Below are 21,081 nucleotides of genomic sequence, written 5' to 3'. Positions count from 1 at the left end.
CACCGGAGTCTCGAGTGCGACCGGACGTCAGACCCCGAACACCTCGTTGGCAGAGCATGCTGTCGCCGCCCTGACGAGCCATACGTCGAGCTGCTCGATATCGGTGCACGCCCCGACGCGAGCGACGGTCGACTCATCCACGGTGATCCCCCTGCTCCGCAAGACTGCCAGCAGCGCCTTGGCCTCCCCTTTAGCCTCCCCTTTGGCCTGGCCCTCAGCTTCGCCCCGACTGAAGTAACGCCGGGCGAACTCGCTCTTGTACTTGTATGTTCCGGCAGTCATAAGGCTCTCCAAGAAGTGCCGGGCCGCCCGTGGCAGGACAGCCATTACCAGGTCAATGTACATTTCACCGTTCGGCACGTCGACAACGTTGGTGGCCAGCGTGGTCAAAATGGCGTCCCGCTCCGGCGCGTTCCGATGAGCGACGGCCGACAACACCGCGAGCTCCGGATTCTCGGCGGCGATGTGCGCGTCGGTCACGATCGGCACATCCGACGGGCTCATCACTATCGGCGTCAATATGAATCCGGGTGCCACGGAGATCGGACTTCGACACCGCGCAGCCGTGTGCTCATTCGGGCAGAGGACGAGTAGCACCGTGTCGCAACGCAATCGGGCGCGCAGCGTCGTCAGATAGACCGGCCAGCTCCAGCCTTTGTCCGGGTCCGGCCGCAGTTGGACCTCCACCACGGCAGCCAATTGCGGTGTGGAGCCAGTGGCCAGCACGATCACGGCATCCGCGCGGTACTCGGTGGGGTCGATATCGGGGCAGTCACCGGATTCCAGTCGCGCTTGGTCGAATTCGGGTCAGGGGGATATCGGTCACCAGGGGCAGTAGTTCGGCGACGAGTTGCGGGCGGTGCCGGAACAGGTCGATGACGACTTCATGCAGGACCGAGGGCATGGCGGCAGATTAGCAACACCGACCGACAACAAACCCCCTGGTCAAACGGCAATTTCGGACATATTGCCCGGATCCGGATGCCTGGTTCTGGCGGGCGGGCAATACGCTGTCAGGCATGGCCTCCGACCGTTTGTACTTTCGCCAGTTGCTCTCCGGGCGCGACTGGGCCGTGGGCGATCCGATCGCCACGCAGATGCGCAACTTCGCCTACCTGATCGGGGATCGGGACAGCGGTGAATGCGTGGTCGTCGACCCCGCGTACGAGGCGGGGCAGCTGGCCGACATCGCCGAGGCCGACGGCATGCGGCTGACCGGAGTCCTGGCCACCCACCACCACCCCGACCACGTCGGCGGCACCATGATGGGCTTCACCCTGCGCGGGGTGAAGGAGTTGCTGGAGAAGACCGATGTGGCGGTCCACGTCAATGCCGAGGAACTGCCCTGGGTCGCCAATGTCACCGGCATCGCGCCCAGCGAGCTGACCGGCCACGCGCACGGCGACAAGGTCGCGGTCGGCGACTTCGAGATCGAACTCCTGCACACCCCCGGCCACACACCGGGCAGCCAGTGCTTCCTGTTCGAGGACCGGCTGATCGCGGGCGACACCCTCTTCGTCGACGGCTGCGGCCGCACCGACTTCCCCGGCGGCGACTCCGACGCCATGTTCCGCAGCCTGCGCTACCTGGCCGACCTGAAGTCGAACCCGACGGTCTACCCGGGCCACTGGTACTCGGACGAGCCAAGCGCGTCGCTCACCCACATCAAGGAACACAACTACGTCATGCGCCCCCAGACGCTGGAGCAGTGGCACATGTTCATGCCCAGCTGACCGGCTCCTGCGGGCCATGTGCCGCACCTCTGAAATGCCCAGCGCCCGCCCCGAATTCGTTCGGGGCGGGCGCTTTTCGTTCCGCGGGCCGGTCAGGCCATGGTGCGCAGCCAGCCGTGGCTGTCCGCGAAGGTGCCGCGCTGGATGCCGGTGAGGCTCTCGCGCAGCGCCATGGTCACCTCGCCGGGTTCGCCGCTGCCGATGGTGAATTCGCCCTCGGCGGAGCGGACCGAGCCGACCGGGATGACCACGGCGGCGGTGCCGCAACCGAAAACCTCGGTGATCTCACCGGATTCGACGCCGCTCTTCCATTCCTCGACCGAGATCTTCCGCTCCTCGACCTTGTAGCCGGAGTCGGCGGCCAGGGTGATGAGCGAGTCGCGGGTGATGCCGGGGAGCAGCGAGCCGGACAGCTCCGGGGTCACCAGGCGGGCGTCGGAGCCGCTGCCGAAGACGAAGAAGAGATTGTTGGTGCCCATCTCCTCGACGTAGCGGTGCTCGCAGGCGTCCAGCCACACCACCTGGTCGCAGCCCTTCTCGGCGGCCTGCTGCTGGGCCAGCAGCGAGGCAGCGTAGTTGCCCGCCACCTTGGCCTCGCCGGTGCCGCCGGGAGCCGCGCGCACGTACTCGGTGGACAGCCACACCTTGACCGGCTTCAGGCCGCGCGGGAAGTATGCGCCGGCGGGACCGCCGAGCAGCAGGTATTTGTAGGAGGAGGCGGGCTTCACGCCCAGCCCGACCTCGGTGGAGAACATGAACGGCCGCAGGTACAGCGACTCCTCGCCGCCGGCAGCGGGCACCCAGTCCGCGTCCACCTCGAGCAGCTGGCGGATCGATTCGATGAACAGCTCTTCGGGCAGTTGCGCCATCGCCATGCGCGCGGCGGAGCGGCGGAAACGCGCGGCATTGGCATCCACCCGGAAGGTGGCGATACTGCCGTCGGCCTGACGGTAGGCCTTCAGACCTTCGAAGATGGCCTGGCCGTAGTGGAACACCATGGTGGCCGGGTCCATGGCCAGCGAGCCGTAGGGCTCGACGCGGCCGTTGGTCCACTGCCCGTCCACGTAATCCATCGACACCATGTGATCGGTGAAGTAGCGCCCGAACCCCGGCTCCGCGAGAATCTCCTGTCGCCGCTCCGCCGGTAGTGGCGCGGGATGCGGTACACGGGTGAATTGCGCGGCAAGAGTCATGACCGGGAGTCTAATTCCTGCCCTCGACCGGCTGGTGCGGGCTACCCCTGTCCCCCGGGCCGGACGGTTCGGTGACCGGCCGTCGTCCCTGCCCCTGGATAGGGTGGACGGCGTATATCCGGAGCATCCGCTGTCAAAGCCGCCCAATTCGCACCGGCCCCTGGTGATCGCGCTGATCGCAGTGAGCGTGCTGGGCCTGGTCGCCATCCTCGTCGTAGCAGCGATGACGCCCGCGCACACCGTCACCGGAACCGCGCTGCCCGCAGACCAATACGGGCCGCAGGACACCGCGACCCGCACCAAACCGCTGCCAACCACGACTGCGAGCGCACCGAGATCCACCATCGCGTCACTCACGCCGGGATGACAGACGTCCTACTCCATCTCGCGCAATGCCGTGTACGACGTACCGCAGGACTGGACGGTCCCGACACCGACCACCATCGTCGGCTTCGAGGGCGGCGGCGGACGCGTGGTGATGAGCGGTGCCGCGGAACTCTCCCCGAAGGCATGCGACGGCCACCATTCGAAAGCCATCGCGGGCGTGACGGGCCCGAAACTGGGCGACGTGTCCGCCGCGGCCAAGGACGTGGCCGGCAGCTGGGCCACCGTGGCCGGAGCCAACGACGACCGCCCCAACTCCACCTACACGCTGAGCACCGTCGAAACCCTCACGGTGCAGGGCAAACCCGCCGCACACGTGACAGCGACCCTCGCCAACCCGGGCCCGAACGACTGCTCGCACCCGGCCGCCTCGATCGTCCACGCCGTCGCGGTACCCGGCAGGTCATGGTCCTCTACGCCGACCAGGGCACGGACGGCACGGCCACCGACGACACCATCCGGACGATGTTCAACTCCCTCCGCCCTGCCGGACTCGACGCCGCAGCCTGTAAACAGGACAACGACGTCGTCGGCACCTGGTGCGGCTGAGACACAGAGCGGCAGTGCCCTGGTGCGGCCAGGAAATGGTGTGGCCGAGACCAAGTAGTTCAGCTGAGGCGATGGTGCGGCCGGAACTCTGATGTCGCTGGGGCTCTGCTGTGGGCGAGGCTGAAAGTTACTGTCCCAAGCGCAGTTCGAAGGTCATCATGCTGCGCCCCGGACCGTTGTAGTCCTCGACCGGACCGTCGACGGTGAAGCCGAGCGCTCGATGGAAAGCGACGGAGCCGCTGTTTCCGAGCGAAGTGATGGCCCTGATCACGGTCCGGCCATCGGTCTGTGCTGCGGTGGCGAACCGGTCGTACAGCTCACGCGCGAGGCCGGTACCGCGATGGTCTGGGTGCACGCCGACGAAATGGATGTACGCGCAGGCGGGATCGTGCGGAGCGAAGAATCCGATCAGGAAGCCCACCAGCGTGTTCGCGTGTTCGGCGACCAGGCTGGTCGCGGCGAAGTGATCCAGGAAAAGCCTGGGAACCGCCGCCACGACCGACCGGCCCCACCAGTCGTCCACGACGCGCGCGATAGCGTCGTAGTCGCCAGGGGCGGCCGGTCGGATCAGCGGCTCAGCGTCCACTGCAGATCTCTCGATGGCAGGAAACCTGCTCAGGCAGTGCGGGTTTCGACGAACGGGGGGCGGATGACCTCGCAGCGCAGGCGGCGGCCGCGGACGTCGACCTCGACCTCGACGCCGGGCTCGAGGCCCGCGGCGGTGTCGAGCAGGGCCAGGGCGATGCCGACCTTGAGAGAGGGCGAGAAGGTGCCGGAGGTGGTTTCGCCGACCTGGGTGTCACCGCGCATCACGGTCTGGCCCTGCCGGAGCACGCCCCGGTCGATCGCCTTGAGCCCCATCAGGATTCGACGGGGACCGGCCGCCTTCTCGGCCTCCAGGGCCGACTTGCCCCAGAACTCCGGCTTCTTCCAGCCGACGGCCCAGCCGGTGCGGGCCTGCAGCGGCGAAATGTCCAGCGACAGTTCGTGTCCGTGCAGCGGGTAGCCCATCTCGGTGCGCAGGGTGTCGCGCGCGCCGAGTCCGGCGGGCTGGCCGCCGGCGGCCTGCACCTCGCTCACCAGCGCGCGGAAGACGGCCTCGGCGTCGGCCCAGCGGGGCAGCAGCTCGTAGCCGTGCTCGCCGGTGTAGCCGGTGCGGCACACCCGGATCGGGCGGCCGTCCCACTCGGCATCGGCGTAGGCCATGTACTCCATGTCGGTCGGCAGGCCGAGCTTGGCGAGGACCTCCGCCGACCGCGGGCCCTGCACGGCGAAGACCGCGTACCCGCGATGCTCGTCGGTGACGGCGATGCCCTCCGGCGCGACCTTCTGCAGCTCCGCCACGACGGTCGCGGTATTCGCCGCATTCGGCACCAGGAAGATCTCGTCATCGCTCACGTAATAGGCGATGAGGTCGTCGATGACCCCGCCCTCCGGCGTGCAGCACAGCGTGTACTGCGCCTTTCCCGGGCGAATCCGATTCAGGTCATTGGTGAGTGCCGAGTTCACGAAGGCCGCGGCACCCGCACCCTTGACGGTCGCCTTGCCGAGATGGCTGACGTCGAAAAGTCCGACAGTGGTGCGCACCGCCGTGTGCTCCCCGACGGTGCCCGCGTACGAAACCGGCATTTCCCACCCCCCGAACGGAGCGAAGGTAGCGCCCAGCTCGACATGGACGGCGTGGATGGGTCCCTGCAGCAGCTTCTCGTCGGTCACCCGAAGCAGCTTATCGGCCCGCCCGCACCCGAGTGACAGCGGAACCGAAAGGGTGGCCGTCCGGCGTGGTGCCTCGATTCACAGGCCGAGGCTGCGAGTCACACGCCGAGGCTGCGGGCGATTCCGGGCCAGGCGTTGTGAAAGTCGGCCTGCCACGAGGTCCAGTTGTGGCCGCCGCCGGGGAGGTAATCGAACGTCGCCGGGAGGTTCAGGTCTTCGATGCTGGATTGCAGAGCGCGGGTGCAGGTTTCGACGGTGGATTCCAGTGCCGTGCTGGACGCGCCGACTTGGCCGCCACCCGCCGCAGCTGGGTTCGCGCCGGTTCCAGCGGCCAAATAGAGGTCGGTGCCACGGAGTTTCTCGAGGTTGGCCGGGGTGGACGGGTCATTCGCGGTCCAGGCCGGGGAGCCGTCGACACCCCAGATGTTCCAAGGGTTGCCGCCACCGGAGAGAACCGTGGCCTGCAGGTAGCGGCGGCCGGGGTCGGTGCCGGTCTGGGCGCAGCCGCTGAAGGAGCCGACGCTCCGGTAGAGGCCGGGGGCGGATTCGGCGAGGGCGATGGCCGAGGTGGCCGACATCGACACTCCCGCAAGGGCATTGCGGCCGGATGCGCCGAGGGCCGCGTCCATGACGGGCGGGAGTTCCTGGGTGAGGAAGGTGGTCCACTTGTTGCGGCCGAGCATCGGGTCGTCGGACTGCCAGTCCGTGTAGTAGGTGTAGCGGCCGTCGAGGACGTTCACCACATTGACGTTCTGGTCGGCCAGGAAGTCGACCACATCGGTGCGGGTTTCCCAGGAGACCTCGTTGCCATTCCCATCGATGCCATCCTCAGCGCCATTGAGCAGATACACCGTCGGACGCGGCGTGGAATTGTCGGCGGCGCGAATGACCGAGAGTTCGATGACGCGGTTCATCGCGGCCGAATACACGAATACGGTGGATTTGCGATCGTCCCGCTGGACGAGATGGTCGATATGCGAGCCGTCGGCCGCGAATGCGGCACCGGAATTCAGCGGTTCCGCAGCGGACGCGAGCCCCGGCATGACAGCGAAGCCCGCCGCCACCAGGGCGATTCCCGCCGCCACCCACCGACGTCGGCCACCTGCACTCGTCATTTCCGCCTCTAACTCATTCGACCGATTCCCCTCACCTTCTTTACCGAGCCCGTCAAAACCATGCAACAACGCACTTCTCACACCCTGCCCAGACCTCCGGACAACCCGGTCCCAGCACCCACACAGGCCACGAACGCGGCCTCATCCATGACCTCGATCCGGTGCCCCCGCGTCCGCAGCTCAGCGACCCGGCGCGCCTTCGTCGTGGTGAACGCGTCGGGATCGACACCACGAAAGCCGTCACCAATGACCAGCCGGGTCGTGCGCCGAGTGACGTTCCGCGCGGGAGTCGCGCCACATGCCGCGATGGCATCCCACGCTTCCTGGCGGGTCATGGCAGCGAGATCACCTGTGAATACGACGATTTCGCCATACAACGGGTGAGATGGATCGGTGCCCGTCACAGTCGGAAGGACCAATTCCTCACGCCCGAACCAGGATCGGCGCGGAGAGCGTTCGGCAACAGTCGACACAGTCCGCCCCGTAGGCACCGACGCCCGCGACATCCATCCCGCAGATCCCGATGTCTCCATCTCCTGTCCCGCAGATCGCAACGTCTCCATTGACAGCCCCGCAGACCCTGACGTCTCGACGGCCCGCCCCGCAGACCCCGGCGTCTCCATCGCCCAGCCCGCGGGCAGGGGCGTCTCGATTGTCCGGCCTGCGGACTCCGACGGTTGCCTCGCTCTCCGCCTGGACACCGGTATCAGCGTGCCGGCTGCGGACTTTCGCGATGTCCGGTCGGTCCGCAAAGGACGGTCGATCACCATGCGCTCGAGTGCCGCCAGCGAATCGGCTCCGGCTCTGGCGGCCAGGGCGATCACGATGTCGGCTGCGGCGGCGGCATCGGCGGCCGCGTCATGGTGGTTGGTGAAATCGATGCCCAAGGCAGCCGCGACGTGGGGCAGCCGGTAGCTGTCGAGGCTCAGGTGGCGCCGGGCCAGGGCGAGGCTGCAGCTGTAGGACCAGGCGGGTATCCGAATTCCGCTGCGGCCGCAGGCTTCCCGTATCGCACTGCTGTCGAATCCGACATTGTGGGCGATGACGGGAAGCTCGCCGACCAGGCTTTCCACTTCCGGCCAGCGCTGCGCGAACTCCGGCTTGTCGGCGACCATGGCAGCCGAGATCCCGTGCACGCGAATGTTGTGCCAGTTGAAGAAGTCCAGCCCCGAGGGAGGCCGGCACAACCACGACGCGGTCTCCCCGCGCCGCCCGTCCCGCACCACGGTGACGCCGACCGCGCAGATACTGCCCCGTGCGGAATTAGCGGTCTCGACATCGATGGCGGCGAACGACAGTCCCGCCATACTCACCGCACCGCGAGCGGCAACGGCCGTGCAGCCGCCCCGCCGAGGTCCTCCAGAAAAGGCCGGGCGAGCCGTAGCGACTCGAACGCCGCCCACGAATCCGCCAGATCCGCGAGCCCCCGCGCCAGCGTGAGCACCGGCCGAATGTGATCATCGGCCACATCCACCTGAAACTGCGGCAGCGCAACCTCATCCGGCGCCGCGATCACCGGCCACTGCGGCTTGGTGAGCTTCCCACCGCTCGCATCCTGATGCTCAACAAACCGCTGGTCGGCCGATTCGATTGCAGCACGGATGGTTTCGATAGTCGCATCGACATCGACAATCCCGGCAGCCCCGACATTCCGACCGTCCGCTCCCGCCGCAGCGGCCCCAACACCCACCACGTCCGCCAACTGATCACCCTCGCCCACCGTCCCGGCATGCTGAGCGCGAATACCCACCGTGCCAGCAGTCTGGGCGTCGTTACCCACAGCTTCGGAAGCAGGAGCGCCATTGCCTGCCACAACGATCGGATATCCGACCGTGAGGCTCTCGATCTCCGCCGCGCGCGACCGTTCCAGCACCCAAGCGCCCGATAGCCGCGACTCCCCCAGCGCCGCACCCACATTCACATGCCAGATAACCAGCCGCTCCCCAGCCGCACCGAGCACCGCAAGGGTATGAAGGTCGAACGAGGCAGCCATAACGCTCCACGGTCGTGACGGACAGATACCGCGTTACGTTAGAGCATCCCCCCCGACAAACTTCCGCGAACCCACGCGAATCATCAACGGACCCAAACAGTTCCGACCGACCTGGTTTCGGCCACGCGCTCGACCCGCGGTACCGAAGCCCACACCTCGACCCACGCCAAGCCCTCGTCGACCCTGGCCACTACTGGCTGCACCACCTGGTCTTGCAAAAGATCCTGCCCCGCACCAAGAAAACGCCCCGAGCCCAAGGCATGGACGGGATGCGAGACGGCCCAGCAAAGGCTGCGGCGGCGGAATCGCTACGTTTCAATGGTCATGGGAGAGTGCGGGAGTCGAGGAAGTTCCAGAGCTGATCGCGTAGATCCTGGCCGATGGTGCCGGTGGGCCACTGGTGTGTCGTGTTGTATTCAACTCGCCACGCGACGTTCGTTCCGGCGGCGCAGGGCTGATAGTTCGTATGGGTGCCGTAACGGTCGGAGGTGGGGTCTGCTGTCGCTGGGCAGCGGTCACGGCGGATCCAGTCACGGACATTTGCGAGGCCGACCGCGAGGTTGGAGATGGGGTCGAACGCCCCTTGGAATATTCCGACCGCAATAGGGCGGCTCGGTGTGCACGGGGTGCCGACGGCACTGGGTTCGAGAGGGTTGGGATCCGTCGGGTCAGTGCCTTCCCACGAGGTGACAGCGGCGAACAGGTCCGCGGCATCGCAGGCCATCCGCTGAGACATGATCGCTCCATCGGACCAGCCGTCAGCGTAGACGCGGTGGGTGTCGACACACCAGGTCGATTCGATGTCGGTGACAACTTGTTTGAGGAAGGTGACGTCGACAGACCCCTGCTCGAAGTGCCAGGTTTTGTCGAACTCGGTGCCTTGCGGATAGGCGACGATGAAATTGTGAGCCGCTGCGTAGGAACTCCATCCGGTTTCGCGTTCGATGCCTGCCGAGGTGTCGCCGGTGCCGTGCAGGCTGATCAGCAACCCAACCGCCGGGCCTGCCAATCCCTCCGGCACGTTGAGCGTGTAGCTGCGAGCGCCGATCATTCGTGTGACAGTGCCGCCGGTCGGTGTGAGCGTGCAGCCCGCCGCCGAAGCCACCGCAGCGATCGGTCCGGTCGGCATAAGGACGGCAACAATCACCCCAACGGCTGTCAGGAAAGTGCTCAAAACACTGCCGACGCGTAGGGAACTCATCGCCGAACTCCTCCTCGTCAGGGCTGACCGCCCAGCGTTGATCCAATAGGCAAACCCGCGGGTGGTGATGATGACGAAAATATGGCTACGGGCGCGTAGCATCCCCGCCGATCACATGTCGTAGTGGTCGGCGATGGGCATCATGCTTGGGGTTTCCTCTCGGCGGTCCCCTCGAGCTGGGATGATCGCTGTGTCAAGGCAGTTCTCGAAGGGCACTGCGGGGGCAAGTTTCGCATATGGTCACCGCGGAGTCAGCGGTGCTCGATGATCTGGAATTTCGTGTCGCGGGCCGGTCTGGTGCCAATGATGCGGCTGGCCGAGCAGCCCGGACCGGGTGAGTTGCGAGCGAGGAAGCTGGCGACACTGATCGCCCGGACGGGTGTGGGCACGGAAATCATCGATGATGTCGACGTGTCGCGCAGCGGCGGCATGGGCAGGGTGTTCGACCGGGTGTATGCGCCGTCGACGATCGGAACCCTGTTGCGGGAGTTCAGTTTCGGGGTATGGGTATGCCAAGAAGGTCGCGTCCTACGGGCTCACCAGAATTGCGAGCAAACAGGTTCTGCGCAGAGAGCTTTCACCGCCCGCGCGGCCGACCCTCACCCCACTTCCCACGGTGAATCAGCTTGCGAAGACAGCCACCCCCACGATCGCCCGAAGGATCCATGTCCGACTCGCCGCCGAGCGACCGAGCACGGCCGCGCGCTGCGGCCGTGCTGCGGTGACCACCTGCTCGGGGATGGACCCGACGTGTCGAACCTCCGGTCTCGGCCTGTCGTTTCGCCGACCCCCGCTCGAGGTCAGACCAGTTCGGGGACGCGCAAATGCGCCAAGGCCAATTCGAATTCGCGGACGTCGACGGCCTCGACGCGCGCCTGTCGGGCGGCGTCCACGCGCAACGCGGCCGACGCGATCCGGTTGCGTTCCATCGCCTCGGCATTCTCATAGACACTGGACGAGACGGCACGACCCGACGACCTGTTCACCATCAGGCTCGCGCTGCAGAATCCCTCGAGCTGCTGCTCCATACCGGGCAAGGTGTGGTCCCGGTAGACCTCGATGGCGTTGTCGATCCTGCTGGGATCGGTCTTCACCCAGGTGACGCGCGCACATGCGCCTTGCGGCGTCAGATGCGCGCGATGCATGGCCGCGATCTCCCACTCCTCGACCATCGGACTGCCGCCGAATTTCTCTGCCGCGCGATTGCGAATCGGGGTCACCTGCTCGGTGCTCGCCCGCATGGCATCCTCGGATTCCCATGAGGTCGTCACGATGCACCGGCCGGTGTGCCGATCGACGAGCAACGAAAGCCCGATACAGCCGGGGATGCCCTCCAGCGCCGGCATAGCCTCGTCCCGCACATGTGCGATCCCGGATTCGAGAGCGGAAAGTTGCGCCTGAAGCGTGGTAGACCGTGCGAACACGATCCACCTCCTTTCTGCACAGAGGCAGCGCCCGGTGGCGCCACCGGTGTCTCTCACAGTGCCCCCTCCCGATCACCAGGGCAATAGCGGGCCGACCCGCCCGCATCGGGCAGTCTCCCCACTACACACCTTTTCTCGTCCGAGCGCCTCATCGATCGGCCGGGGAATCCCTAGAATCAAGTGATGGCATTCCTCCGGCAATCCGAGGAACTTCCCGATCTCAGCAAGATCGAGGGCCGGGCATCATCGGTTGCCCAGATGCTGGTCGACCGCATCGCCGAGACTCCAGAGGCGGAGGCGTTCCGATTCCCTGATGGCGAGGGCTGGACCAGTGTGTCCTGGAAGCAGTTCGGTGACCGCGTCGACATACTCGCCGCCGGGCTGATTGCACTGGGAATCCAGGCCGAAGAACGGGTCGCGCTTGTGTCGTCCACGCGCTACGAATGGGTGCTCGCCGACTTCGCCGTCATGTGCGCCGGCGCGGCCACTACCACCGTGTACCCCACCACCAACGCACCCGGCGTCGCGTTCATTGTCGCCAACTCGGGCAGCCGTATCGTGGTTGCCGAGGATCAGGCACAGGTCGACAAGCTGATCGAGCATCGCGCCGAGTTGCCCGACGTGCAAAAGGTGGTGATCTTCGATGGCGAGGGCGACGGAGACTGGGTGATCACTCTCGACAACCTCGAGGAGCTCGGATACGGACTGCTCGCCGAATCCCCCGACGCGGTCGCCGACCGCATTCGCGGCATCCGGCCCGCGCACCTGGGCAGCATCATGTACACCTCTGGGACGACCGGCACCCCGAAGGGTGTTCGGCTGCCGCATTCCGCATGGACGTACAGCGCCGCAGCAATCGACGCGTTGAATGTTCTCAGCCCCGACGACCTGAACTTTCTGTGGCTGCCGTTGTCCCACGCTTTCGGCAAGGTGATGTTGGCGCTGTCACCCCTGATCGGCTTTCCGACGGCGATCGATGGCCGGGTCGACAAAATCGTGGACAACCTCGCGATACTGCACCCCACCATTGTGGCGGCCGCCCCTCGCATCTTCGAAAAGGCGCATGCCCGTATCGAGAGCGTGATGGCAGAAGAAGGCGGGATCAAGAAGAAGCTCTTCGACTGGGCGGTCGGGGTCGGCCTGGAGGTCTCGCGTGCCAGGCAGTCAGGCAGGGATCCGTCGTTGCTGGTTTCCTTGCAGCACAAAGTCGCCGACAGGCTGGTGCTTTCCAAAGTCCGTGAACGCTTCGGTGGTCGGCTGAGGTTCTTCGTTTCGGCAGCGGCCCCCTTGGACCGTGATGTCGCGCAGTGGTTCGACGCGATCGGAATCATCGTTCTCGAGGGCTACGGCCTGACCGAGACCGCCGCTGCCTCGTTCATCAACCGACCGGATGCATACCGCTTCGGAACTGTAGGCAAACCATTCCCCGGCACCGAGGTCGAGATCGCCGAGGACGGCGAGATCCTGCTCAGAAGTCCCGGTGTGATGAGTGGCTATCACGACCGCCCGGAGGCCACCGCCGAGGCTTTGGACGCGGACGGCTGGTTCCGCACCGGCGACATCGGCGAGATCGACGCAGAAGGATTCCTGCACATCACCGACCGCAAGAAGGACTTGTTCAAGACCTCGCAGGGCAAGTACGTCGCACCCTCCGCGATTGCCGCCACGTTCAAGGGAATGTGTCCGTACGCAGCGGAATTCATCGTCTACGGAGAGACACGACCTTATTGCGTCGCATTGGTCGGCCTCGACACCCAGAGCATCACCGAATGGGCCGGCAAGCACGGTCTGGCAGACAAACCGCTCGCCGAAATCGCGCGGGACAGGAAGACCCACGACGTGATCGAGGCCTACGTCGCCCACCTCAACACCCAACTCAATCGCTGGGAACAGATCAAGAAGTTCGACATCATCGACCACGAATTGTCCGTCGAGACCGGTGATCTCACACCGAGTATGAAACTGCGCCGCAAAATAGTCATCGAGAACCTCGCCGACAGCATCGACGCCCTCTATGTCTGAAGTCGATCGATGACTTTCGATTCGAGCTGGCCGTGGGTGGCGAGTTGACCATCTCGTCGAAGACGGGTCGGTGCCGCTGTGGTGAGCGGAGACGCTGGACCGTGGACTTGTTTCGGCTCTGGGCGCGAGTTCGGCTCAGCCCCAGCGGATCTCGAGCATGTCGTCGGATCCGCGGTCGATATGGGTGTGGAACCGGCGGCTGATGCGGGTGAGCGTCTTACCCAGCCAATCGGCGTCGGCCTGGGAAGCATGTTCGAGCCGCATGCGGCGTATCCGCATGGGCAGCATCCGGATTCCGGTCGGCTGCCCGCCGGGCTCGACCGAAACCAGGTAGAGCAGCCGCAGTTCGGGACGGTAGGACTCATATCCGGGGATGCCTTCGTAGTCGTCGATGACATCACCGCAGCCATAGAAAATCGGTCTGCCGTGGTAGATCTCGATGGGGCGAGGATGGTGCGATGAATGCCCATGCACGATGTCGACGCCGGCGTCGATGAGCCGTTGTGCGAACTGGATTTCGCTCCGCCCGATCCCGTAGCCCCAGTTCGGGCCCCAATGCACGGACACGATCAGAGTATCGCCGGGACGCTTGTGCACCAACGCTTGCGCCGCGACATGGTCGGCGACACCACGGCCCAACGGATCACCGGGCAGCCACACTCCCGGCCGATCGTGTTGCGCGGCCCACGCCAGCGGCACGCCGCTGCTGGTGCTGGCGACCGAGACGATGACCACCCGCAGCCCAGTGACCGGCTCGACCACCACCGGGCGGCAGGCCGCGTCGATGCTCGTTCCCGCCCCGGCTGTGCCGATGCTCGCCGCGTTGAGCGCGTCGAGCGTGTCGCGCAAACCGCTGTTTCCGAAATCGAGGACGTGGTTGTTCGCCAACGCGCAGGCGTCGGGCCGAAACGCTTTCAGCGTCGCGATATTGGCTGGGTTCATCCGATAATGGATGCCCTTGGCGGGCGCAAATTCGCCGTCGATGGTGATCGAAGTTTCGAGGTTTATCAGCCGGACCTCGGGTGCCAATTGGTCGAGCATCGGCCCGACGTCGCCCCACGGCCAGTCGAAGTCGACCGGGTACGGTATCGGCCCGTTCGTCTTCTCGGCCAACTCGACGTAGCGGCGGGCGTCCTCGACCCACGGTTCGTACAACATCGGATCACCCGGATGCGGCTGGATCTGGTCGACGCCGCGACCGAGCATCACATCACCGCCCAGCAGCACGGTGACCGGACTCTGTTGCGGTGGACTGCTCTTGTGCGTCATCATTTATCGATCGATTCACCACTTCAGGGTTTGCCCGGCTTGATCAATGATTCACGGCCCCAACCAGATTCGCTCGGGCCGAAGGTCCCCGACTCAGCGACCGAATGTTATCTGACCGTTCACGACCGACTCGAAAGCTGGCCGCGGTAATTCTCTTCCGCTGAGTTGCAGGGCGTGAGCAGTCCGTAATGGCCATTGTAGCGGCGGGGATACCGTTCCGATGACCTTCGCTTCTGGGCGAGGTCGGGGCAGAAGCGCAGAATCTATGTATCGCACGAATTGATTCGCTCAGGCAGAGGTTCGGACGACAGTGTGGTCGACCGACAAGATGAGATTCCCCCAATGGCGCGGGAACGCAGCAGAATGATCCCACCGACGAGCTGTGTTTATTGCGACCTCATCGCCATCGCCACCTGAATAGCGGAGGCTTATCGGGCCGCATGAGTGGAAGGCATCGTTATGAAGGTCCGAAGTGATTCGTTCGACGATAATGCGCGCATTCCGGCCACGTTCGCCTACGGCGTACCGGATGCCGTGCACCATGTCCGGGCGGGCGCCAATCGCAACCCGCATCTGGCGTGGGACGAGGTGCCGGCGGGAACACGATCGTTCGCGGTCGTGTGCTGCGACATCGACGTACCCCGCACCGGCTCGGACGCGAACATCGAGGGGCGAACGGTGCCGGAGGAGTTGCCGCGCAACGACTTCTACCATTTGGTGCTGTTCGATATCCCAGCCGACGTGCGGCAGATCCCCGCAGGCAGCCTCCAGACCACACATGGCAGGCCGGGTCCGGCTACACCCCATAATGCGCGGTACGGCCTCAACGACTTCAGCAGTGCGAAAATGGATCACTACGGCTACGACGGCCCCTGCCCGCCCTGGAACGACCAGCGCATCCATCACTATGTGTTCACCGTCTGCGCCCTGGATGTCGAACGGCTGCCGCTGCGACGGGAAGTGACCGGAAAACAGCTGCGCCAAGCGATGATCGGCCACGTCCTGGGGCAAGCCGACCTCGTCGGCACCTACACGCTCAACTCTGCCCTGAGCCCGAACTGAGCCACCCGAGCGCATGGCACGCCGGGGCGACCGCCGGTTCCAAGGGCGGGCGGGAGGATCGTGTCGCCCAAGGCCCCGGACCTTGCCAGCGAAGGTGCTCGATTCTGAGCTCGGTTTTCCGGCGTTGTGATGGCTGATCAGGGCAGCTGAATCTTATGCTCGTGGTTCGCGACAGCTTCCTGGAGCCGGAACCGCGACAGTGTATGCGGCCCGCACTCGCAGGAAGCGGGCAACGCGTCATCGACAAAGCCATCACCGGCAAGCAGGTCCGTAAACCGGGTGCCATGCCCGTGAGCGCTGTGCGCAGCATCGACGAAATCACGCGATCCATGCGCGTGCGGCCCGGTCGCCGACTGATACACCGCGCCGGCCGGCGTATCGAACACCGCCGCCACGCGGTGACCACAACCGCACCGCACCTGCGTCAACGTATGCCCCGCCCGGTCCGTCAGCGAGTCCAGCGTGTGCTGGGCCAGCTGGCGTCGTTCCGGCGCGGTCAGATTCGAGACATTTGTCATCAATCCACGATCACTCCTCTAGGTCTCAGCAGCAAGGCCCAAATGCCCAAGAGAAAGGAGGATCGGCCCGCTTTTCCCATGTGACGTCGCTTGCTCCGAACCACGTCTGCTCGAGAGCCCCTTCGTCAAAGAGATCAACTGGGCCCTGGCCCGCCAGTTCGGCTACGACAAAGACTCGAAGTAGGCCATCCACGCCGACGTCTTTCGGTCGCGGCTGGTCAGCCCGCCGCCTCCCACTGCTCACCGTCCCCGATGGATCGGGCCTTCATCACCAACGCGGAGGAGCCGCAAAGTAGATTAAGGGCGGCGCTAGCTACGTTTCATATCTATAAAGTAAGCTAACCGCAGAGTTGGTCGACCTTACTCGAAGGAGACCGCGTGAACTGGCCACCACACCGGAGCGAAGAGCGGGTCTGGAACCCGCGCCAGCGTCACGGCTCGCGGGCGGATCGAACCCTTGATCGGATCACGGTCGCGATTCCGCCCCGAATAGGCCAGCTCGACTACGATCCGACCGGGCCCGTTGCTCGTGCCCACGAAGCGGCGTTGATTGCGATAGCCCGCCTCGAGGCCGGGTTCGGCGAGCACCTCGTGCCACTTGCCGACTTCCTGCTGCGCGGTGAGTCTGTCGCGTCCTCGAAGATCGAACATATCGATGCGGGCTGGCGAGCCTTCGGCAAAGCTGTCGCCGGAGGTAAGGCCAGCGACGATGCGAAGTCGCAATTGGCGGCAGTCAAGGCCCTGATCGCGATGGTCGATGCGGCCAGCACGGGCAGCATCGGGCTGGATGACCTACTCGAAGCACATCGGTTACTGATGGCCATCGACTACTACACCGCCCGCGATGCGGGGCAGCTGCGGGATGTGCAGAACTGGATCGGCGGCAGCGACTACACGCCGATCAACGCCGCGCATGTCCCTCCACCCCCCGAACTGGTCGCCGAGTTGATCGCCGATCTGCTGGTCTTCGTCAACCGAGACGATCTGCCGATCCTGGCGCAAGCCGCCATCGCGCACGCCCAGTTCGAGTCCATCCACCCGTTCACCGATGGGAACGGGCGCATCGGACGGGCGCTGATCAGTGCCGTGCTGCGCCGCCGCGGCCTCACCCGCCGAGTGACCGTACCGCTGGCGTCGGTCATGCTGGCGGACACCGGCCGATACTTCATGCACCTCAACCGATTTCGCAATGGCGACGTCGACACATTCGTCGAGTACCTGGCAGTCGGCGCGATCCACGCCAGCGAGGCCGCACAGGAGTCAGCCATGGCTCTCGCCGACCTGCCGAGACGCTGGCGAGACATCGCCCGCCCGCGAGCAAACTCGGCGGAGGAAACCCTCCTCGCAGCACTACTCGAAACCCCGATCCTCAACGCCGACACCGCACAACGCATCGCCGGCACCACCGACGCCAGCACCTACCGGGCACTGGGACGATTGACCGATGCGGGGATTCTCGAGCTCCTCTCGGAGAGCAAACGCAACCGCATCTGGGCCGCGACCGACGTGCTCGGGGAGCTGGACGCGCTTAGCGCGGCCATCGGCCGGCGCACGATCGAGCACATTTGAGTCAGCTGGCGCACGGGTCGATGTGACGATGAGCGGCGAGTTGCAGGACTGAAGCCCTGCCCTTATGGGCCGGTCGAATTCCCTAGCCTCCACCGCTCCGGCGAGCGCCTCCCAATCCCTCTCCGAGAACACCAGTTCCGGTTCACCGGCGATACGAACCGACCGGGCCTGCGCCAACTCGTCCAGGATCCTGCAACCGCAACGACTCGATGTTCTCCGGGGCCAGCACCCGGACGAAACCCGTGCCTACGACAGCGCGACCGCGTCCTCGACGATCCGGCGCGCGACCTCGAAGCGGACCCGCACGCGTTTCGGGTCGGCGGTAGAGGCGCTGATCGCGGCGATGTATTCGTTGTTCTTCGCCATGGCCGCGCGAGCCTCGGCGACGATTCGGGGCCGAGCGCGCTCGAGCTGGTCGGGGTGGTAGGCGGACAGAACGACACCCCAGCTCTCCAGCAGCGCCCGGTTGATCGGTGAGCGCCGATCGTTGCCGGCGGGCCAGCGCCGGAAGGCATAGTCGCCGAAGATGATTCGCGCGTTGATCATGCCGCGTTCGAAGGCGGCGAACCAGGATTCGAGGTGAGCGTCGGAGATCTGGCCGACGTCATCGATGAGTTCAGTGGTGGCGTCGAGCAGGCTCTCCAATGACCCGTAGGAGTCGTACTCCTGCAGATCCGGAAGGGTGTAGAAGGCCAGGAAACGCAGCACGGCCTCGCGGTCGTTCATTCGGACGTGATTGCGCAACACGCCGCCGGTCGCCGCGTGGAAGACCTCGGCGGAGGCACACCGTTTGAGCAGGTTCCGACTGCGCGCGCTGCTCATGCAATGCCGGATCTCCATGGCGTTCAACGGCTCTCCACCGGTGTTGATGCGCTTGAAGATGTCGTACTTGACGCGGTTGGGCGTGGACGGCTCGATCACGTGCACCACGATCTGGGCGTTGTGAAGGCGGCGGCGCAGTGGCGGATCCAGTTCCGCGAAGGTCTTCTCGCGCTCGCCATCCAGGTATTCGAGCTCGTCGAGAGCGAAACCGCCCTTCACGAACTCGTGCACCGTGGACAGCCGTTGCAGGCCGTCCACCACGCGGAACATCCCCCCGCGGTCCTCGGCGAAATAGAAGGCCGGCAAGGGAATCTGCAGCAGCAGGCTCTCGATGAGCCTGGATTTCTGGCGGCCCTTCCACACTCGGTTGCGTTGAAAGTCGGGGGCCAGTTCGAGATCGCCGTCGTCGATCATGTCGAGAACATTGCGCAGGGAGAACGTGCGGGTGGAGATCCGAATCTGTTCGGGATCCCAGGGTGCCGCCGGGCGGCCTCCGAACGGGTGGTCGTCCCGCTCGATCTCGACGCCGGTCGGCTCACCGTAGAAGACTTCCTCCACCACGGCTGCGGCCTGATCGCGGAAGGTCACGGTGGTGTCGGCCGGTGATGTCGCGATTGCCGGTGCGCTGGAACGGAAGTAGTGGTCGAAGACGCTGGTGGTGCGGGAGTCCAGCTCGGCCGCAGCGAGCCCGGCGAATGCCGCGACGTCGCTCATGGCGGGCAGCCACCGGTTCTCCATCACCGCCCCCAGACGGTGCGCGAATTGCTGGCGCCGCTCGGCCTCGTCGAGGAACGGCGGCAGGAAGCAGCCGAAGATCAGCCGTAGCGATGGGCCACCCAGACCGAGGAAATACAACCAGTAGGGAAACTCATCGTCGAGCCGTCGTACGAACTGACGGACCGGTTCCATCTCGAACAGTTCGGTCGGGATGTGCTCGTAACCTTCGATGACCAGTTCGACTGCGCCCATGAAAATTCGGGCGCGCTCCGGCGAAACGAAGCACGAGTTGAGGGCCTCGAGGGCGGGCCCCAGGTCCCCCCTTTCGATGTCCTCGCGGGGTATCACGACAACCAGCTGATCGGGAGAGAACACCAAGCTTCCTTATGGTTCGAGTGGTCCGCCGAACCACCCTACCGAGGCGGCCGCGCACACGGATGCGTCCGACAACCGCTGACCGGAAAACACCAGCTCGAGCATCTTCCCGCTGAATCGGTCACTGTATCGGTCGCCCCGTCGGCGCCTTCGCAAATAGTGCCGGGCAGTTGGTCTCGACAACTTGACATGAGAGTCCGCGAACCTCCGAAACTCCACCCTTTCGACCTGATCATCGGGGACAATTGCCCCGCAGCCACGGCGAGGGGGAAGGCTCTACGGCGCTGATCGCACGCTATCAACCAGGAGCAATCGGCCGACCGTTCGTGAACCGGGACAGAGTGCTTGCTCGCTTCGACCGGCTACTTGCTGAAGCATCGGACACTCCAAAAGTATTGCTGCTCACCGGAGTCGGTGGCATCGGAAAATCGCGATTGCTGGCAGAACTGCGCAGACGAGCCTCGGACGCGCACCCCACCGCGACTGTCGACTTCCAAGTGCCGAGCCACCGGCAGTCGATCGAGGCACTTGCCGTGCTGCGATCCCAATACGGTTCCCGGAAGATCAAGTTCCACCGATTCGACATCGCCTACACAGTGCTCTGGCAGCGGTTGCACCCGCATCTGCGCGTGAGCTTCGAATCGATGACGTTCGCGGCGTGCTTGCCGGTGCGCTCTCACAGCCGACGTCGGATCGTCGGGCTCCCAGCTCCTCACCGCCTCCGCACGAACGCCGGGTCAGATGATCAGATCATCTCGGTGTCGTCAGAGCTCGGCCACGTGTCGAGCTTGGAGGGAACATGCAGGTGGTGACTCCCGCGGCGAGCCAGTATCGCCAGTCCCTTCAGCCGCGCCGCCTGCTCACCAGATTTTCTGGTGAGAAACGATCCGCCTCCGACGACGAACACGTTGCCCACCGGTGCCCATACTACTATTCCGGTGACCTCGAATATGCCGTACGGCGACTGCTCGAACGTTGCGCGGACCAGATCCCCATGAGCCATTACATCATTCGTGATCGGTCCGGCCACCTCAGCGGTGTTCCCGGCGTCGCGGACGGTGATCCCGAGGGTGAGTGCACGAAGTGCAGCCACCGGCTGGCGCGGCTTACCTGGCCGCGATCCGCTGTCAAGCGGTTGCCCGCCGACCAAGTAGCTGCCAGTGACAGACAACACCGCGATACCTTCGATCAGGCAGATTCCGTACTCGTCGGACTTGAACGTCGCGCTGACGTGCATGCCGCTCTTGAGGTCTCCCAGAGCCGCTACCAAACCCTGTACGTCTCGTCGACGGCTGACATCCAGTTTGCGCCAACTATCCACTACGTTCCCCCCATTGATGAAAAATAGACGGTCGCAACGGTGTTCACCCGATTCGACCAGACGGCTCAACCTATCAGTTCTTCAATCTCGTTTTAGCT

At 65.1% G+C, this 21,081-nt stretch carries 21 protein-coding genes and 1 pseudogene; 8 read left to right on the top strand and 14 right to left on the bottom strand.

The window, feature by feature from the left end; translation table 11 throughout:
- Positions 1-27: 27 nt before the first annotated feature.
- Complete coding sequence (locus ACFXHE_RS37955) at positions 28-732, bottom strand: hypothetical protein (protein WP_379389611.1); 705 nt, start codon at positions 730-732, stop codon at positions 28-30.
- 40 nt (positions 733-772) lie between these two features.
- Positions 773-904 carry a hypothetical protein gene (locus ACFXHE_RS37950; RefSeq protein WP_379389610.1) on the bottom strand — a complete coding sequence of 44 codons (132 nt, stop codon included), beginning with the start codon at positions 902-904 and terminating at the stop codon, positions 773-775.
- 115 nt (positions 905-1,019) lie between these two features.
- On the opposite strand from ACFXHE_RS37950, the gene ACFXHE_RS37945 reads away from it, so the two are divergent.
- Positions 1,020-1,733 carry an MBL fold metallo-hydrolase gene (locus ACFXHE_RS37945; RefSeq protein ID WP_354847762.1) on the top strand — a complete coding sequence of 238 codons (714 nt, stop codon included), beginning with the start codon at positions 1,020-1,022 and terminating at the stop codon, positions 1,731-1,733.
- Between the two features lie 92 nt (positions 1,734-1,825).
- Here ACFXHE_RS37945 and ACFXHE_RS37940 read toward each other — a convergent pair whose 3' ends face one another.
- Positions 1,826-2,926, bottom strand: a complete 1,101-nt coding sequence (locus tag ACFXHE_RS37940; RefSeq protein WP_379389608.1) for a branched-chain amino acid aminotransferase — start codon at positions 2,924-2,926, stop codon at positions 1,826-1,828.
- Here ACFXHE_RS37940 and ACFXHE_RS37935 point away from each other — a divergent pair.
- Together ACFXHE_RS37935 and ACFXHE_RS37930 are read left to right on the top strand one after the other, a co-directional pair.
- Positions 2,925-3,293, top strand: coding sequence for a hypothetical protein (locus tag ACFXHE_RS37935; protein ID WP_379389606.1), 369 nt, complete (start codon positions 2,925-2,927; stop codon positions 3,291-3,293). The two genes, ACFXHE_RS37940 and ACFXHE_RS37935, sit on opposite strands and share 2 nt — an antisense overlap.
- 30 nt (positions 3,294-3,323) lie before the next feature.
- Positions 3,324-3,917, top strand: coding sequence for a hypothetical protein (locus ACFXHE_RS37930; protein WP_379389605.1), 594 nt, complete (start codon positions 3,324-3,326; stop codon positions 3,915-3,917).
- A gap of 69 nt (positions 3,918-3,986) precedes the next feature.
- Here the strand turns inward: ACFXHE_RS37930 and ACFXHE_RS37925 are convergent, their stop codons facing one another.
- The 6 genes from ACFXHE_RS37925 to ACFXHE_RS37900 form a co-directional block, all read right to left on the bottom strand.
- A complete protein-coding gene (locus ACFXHE_RS37925) occupies positions 3,987-4,445 on the bottom strand; it encodes a GNAT family N-acetyltransferase (protein ID WP_379389603.1) in 459 nt (152 codons plus the stop codon).
- A 29-nt stretch (positions 4,446-4,474) separates the two neighbouring features.
- Positions 4,475-5,575 carry a glycine cleavage system aminomethyltransferase GcvT gene (gene gcvT, locus ACFXHE_RS37920; protein WP_379389601.1) on the bottom strand — a complete coding sequence of 367 codons (1,101 nt, stop codon included), beginning with the start codon at positions 5,573-5,575 and terminating at the stop codon, positions 4,475-4,477.
- Between the two features lie 98 nt (positions 5,576-5,673).
- A complete protein-coding gene (locus ACFXHE_RS37915; RefSeq protein ID WP_379389599.1) occupies positions 5,674-6,690 on the bottom strand; it encodes an alpha/beta hydrolase in 1,017 nt (338 codons plus the stop codon).
- Between the two features lie 77 nt (positions 6,691-6,767).
- Positions 6,768-7,997 carry an exonuclease domain-containing protein gene (locus tag ACFXHE_RS37910; RefSeq protein WP_379389597.1) on the bottom strand — a complete coding sequence of 410 codons (1,230 nt, stop codon included), beginning with the start codon at positions 7,995-7,997 and terminating at the stop codon, positions 6,768-6,770.
- Between the two features lie 2 nt (positions 7,998-7,999).
- Entirely contained in the window at positions 8,000-8,683 is a 684-nt protein-coding gene (locus ACFXHE_RS37905) for a hypothetical protein (RefSeq protein ID WP_379389595.1), read from the bottom strand.
- Between the two features lie 322 nt (positions 8,684-9,005).
- A complete protein-coding gene (locus tag ACFXHE_RS37900) occupies positions 9,006-9,884 on the bottom strand; it encodes an alpha/beta hydrolase family esterase (RefSeq protein WP_379389593.1) in 879 nt (292 codons plus the stop codon).
- 236 nt (positions 9,885-10,120) lie between these two features.
- On the opposite strand from ACFXHE_RS37900, the pseudogene ACFXHE_RS37895 reads away from it, so the two are divergent.
- Positions 10,121-10,467: pseudogene (locus ACFXHE_RS37895) on the top strand (IS1380 family transposase); the annotation flags it as partial.
- 217 nt (positions 10,468-10,684) lie between these two features.
- Here the strand turns inward: ACFXHE_RS37895 and ACFXHE_RS37890 are convergent.
- On the bottom strand, positions 10,685-11,308 hold the full coding sequence (locus ACFXHE_RS37890) for an antibiotic biosynthesis monooxygenase (protein WP_379389738.1): 624 nt from the start codon (positions 11,306-11,308) through the stop codon (positions 10,685-10,687).
- A gap of 183 nt (positions 11,309-11,491) precedes the next feature.
- On the opposite strand from ACFXHE_RS37890, the gene ACFXHE_RS37885 reads away from it, so the two are divergent.
- Entirely contained in the window at positions 11,492-13,330 is a 1,839-nt protein-coding gene (locus ACFXHE_RS37885) for an AMP-dependent synthetase/ligase (protein ID WP_379389592.1), read from the top strand.
- A gap of 135 nt (positions 13,331-13,465) precedes the next feature.
- On the opposite strand, the gene ACFXHE_RS37880 is transcribed toward ACFXHE_RS37885, so the two are convergent.
- Positions 13,466-14,602 (bottom strand): CapA family protein, encoded by a 1,137-nt coding sequence (locus tag ACFXHE_RS37880; RefSeq protein ID WP_379389590.1) that lies wholly within the window; start codon positions 14,600-14,602, stop codon positions 13,466-13,468.
- 456 nt (positions 14,603-15,058) lie between these two features.
- Here ACFXHE_RS37880 and ACFXHE_RS37875 point away from each other — a divergent pair, with 456 nt between their 5' ends.
- Complete coding sequence (locus ACFXHE_RS37875) at positions 15,059-15,661, top strand: YbhB/YbcL family Raf kinase inhibitor-like protein (RefSeq protein WP_379389588.1); 603 nt, start codon at positions 15,059-15,061, stop codon at positions 15,659-15,661.
- Between the two features lie 137 nt (positions 15,662-15,798).
- On the opposite strand, the gene ACFXHE_RS37870 is transcribed toward ACFXHE_RS37875, so the two are convergent.
- On the bottom strand, positions 15,799-16,179 hold the full coding sequence (locus tag ACFXHE_RS37870; protein WP_379389586.1) for a hypothetical protein: 381 nt from the start codon (positions 16,177-16,179) through the stop codon (positions 15,799-15,801).
- A 378-nt stretch (positions 16,180-16,557) separates the two neighbouring features.
- On the opposite strand from ACFXHE_RS37870, the gene ACFXHE_RS37865 reads away from it, so the two are divergent.
- Positions 16,558-17,748: a Fic family protein gene (locus ACFXHE_RS37865; RefSeq protein WP_379389585.1), complete on the top strand. Its 1,191-nt coding sequence runs from the start codon at positions 16,558-16,560 to the stop codon at positions 17,746-17,748.
- 246 nt (positions 17,749-17,994) lie between these two features.
- Here ACFXHE_RS37865 and ACFXHE_RS37860 read toward each other — a convergent pair whose 3' ends face one another.
- Positions 17,995-19,662 carry a DUF262 domain-containing protein gene (locus ACFXHE_RS37860; RefSeq protein WP_379389583.1) on the bottom strand — a complete coding sequence of 556 codons (1,668 nt, stop codon included), beginning with the start codon at positions 19,660-19,662 and terminating at the stop codon, positions 17,995-17,997.
- A 326-nt stretch (positions 19,663-19,988) separates the two neighbouring features.
- Here ACFXHE_RS37860 and ACFXHE_RS37855 point away from each other — a divergent pair, with 326 nt between their 5' ends.
- Positions 19,989-20,474, top strand: coding sequence for an ATP-binding protein (locus tag ACFXHE_RS37855; protein WP_379389737.1), 486 nt, complete (start codon positions 19,989-19,991; stop codon positions 20,472-20,474).
- Here the strand turns inward: ACFXHE_RS37855 and ACFXHE_RS37850 are convergent.
- Positions 20,408-21,052 carry a hypothetical protein gene (locus ACFXHE_RS37850; RefSeq protein WP_379389581.1) on the bottom strand — a complete coding sequence of 215 codons (645 nt, stop codon included), beginning with the start codon at positions 21,050-21,052 and terminating at the stop codon, positions 20,408-20,410. The two genes, ACFXHE_RS37855 and ACFXHE_RS37850, sit on opposite strands and share 67 nt — an antisense overlap.
- Between the last annotated feature and the right edge of the window lie 29 nt (positions 21,053-21,081).

Source organism: Nocardia sp. NPDC059229, from assembly GCF_042754165.1.
GTDB lineage: Bacteria > Actinomycetota > Actinomycetes > Mycobacteriales > Mycobacteriaceae > Nocardia.
This window is presented reverse-complemented; position numbering and strand designations above follow the sequence as displayed.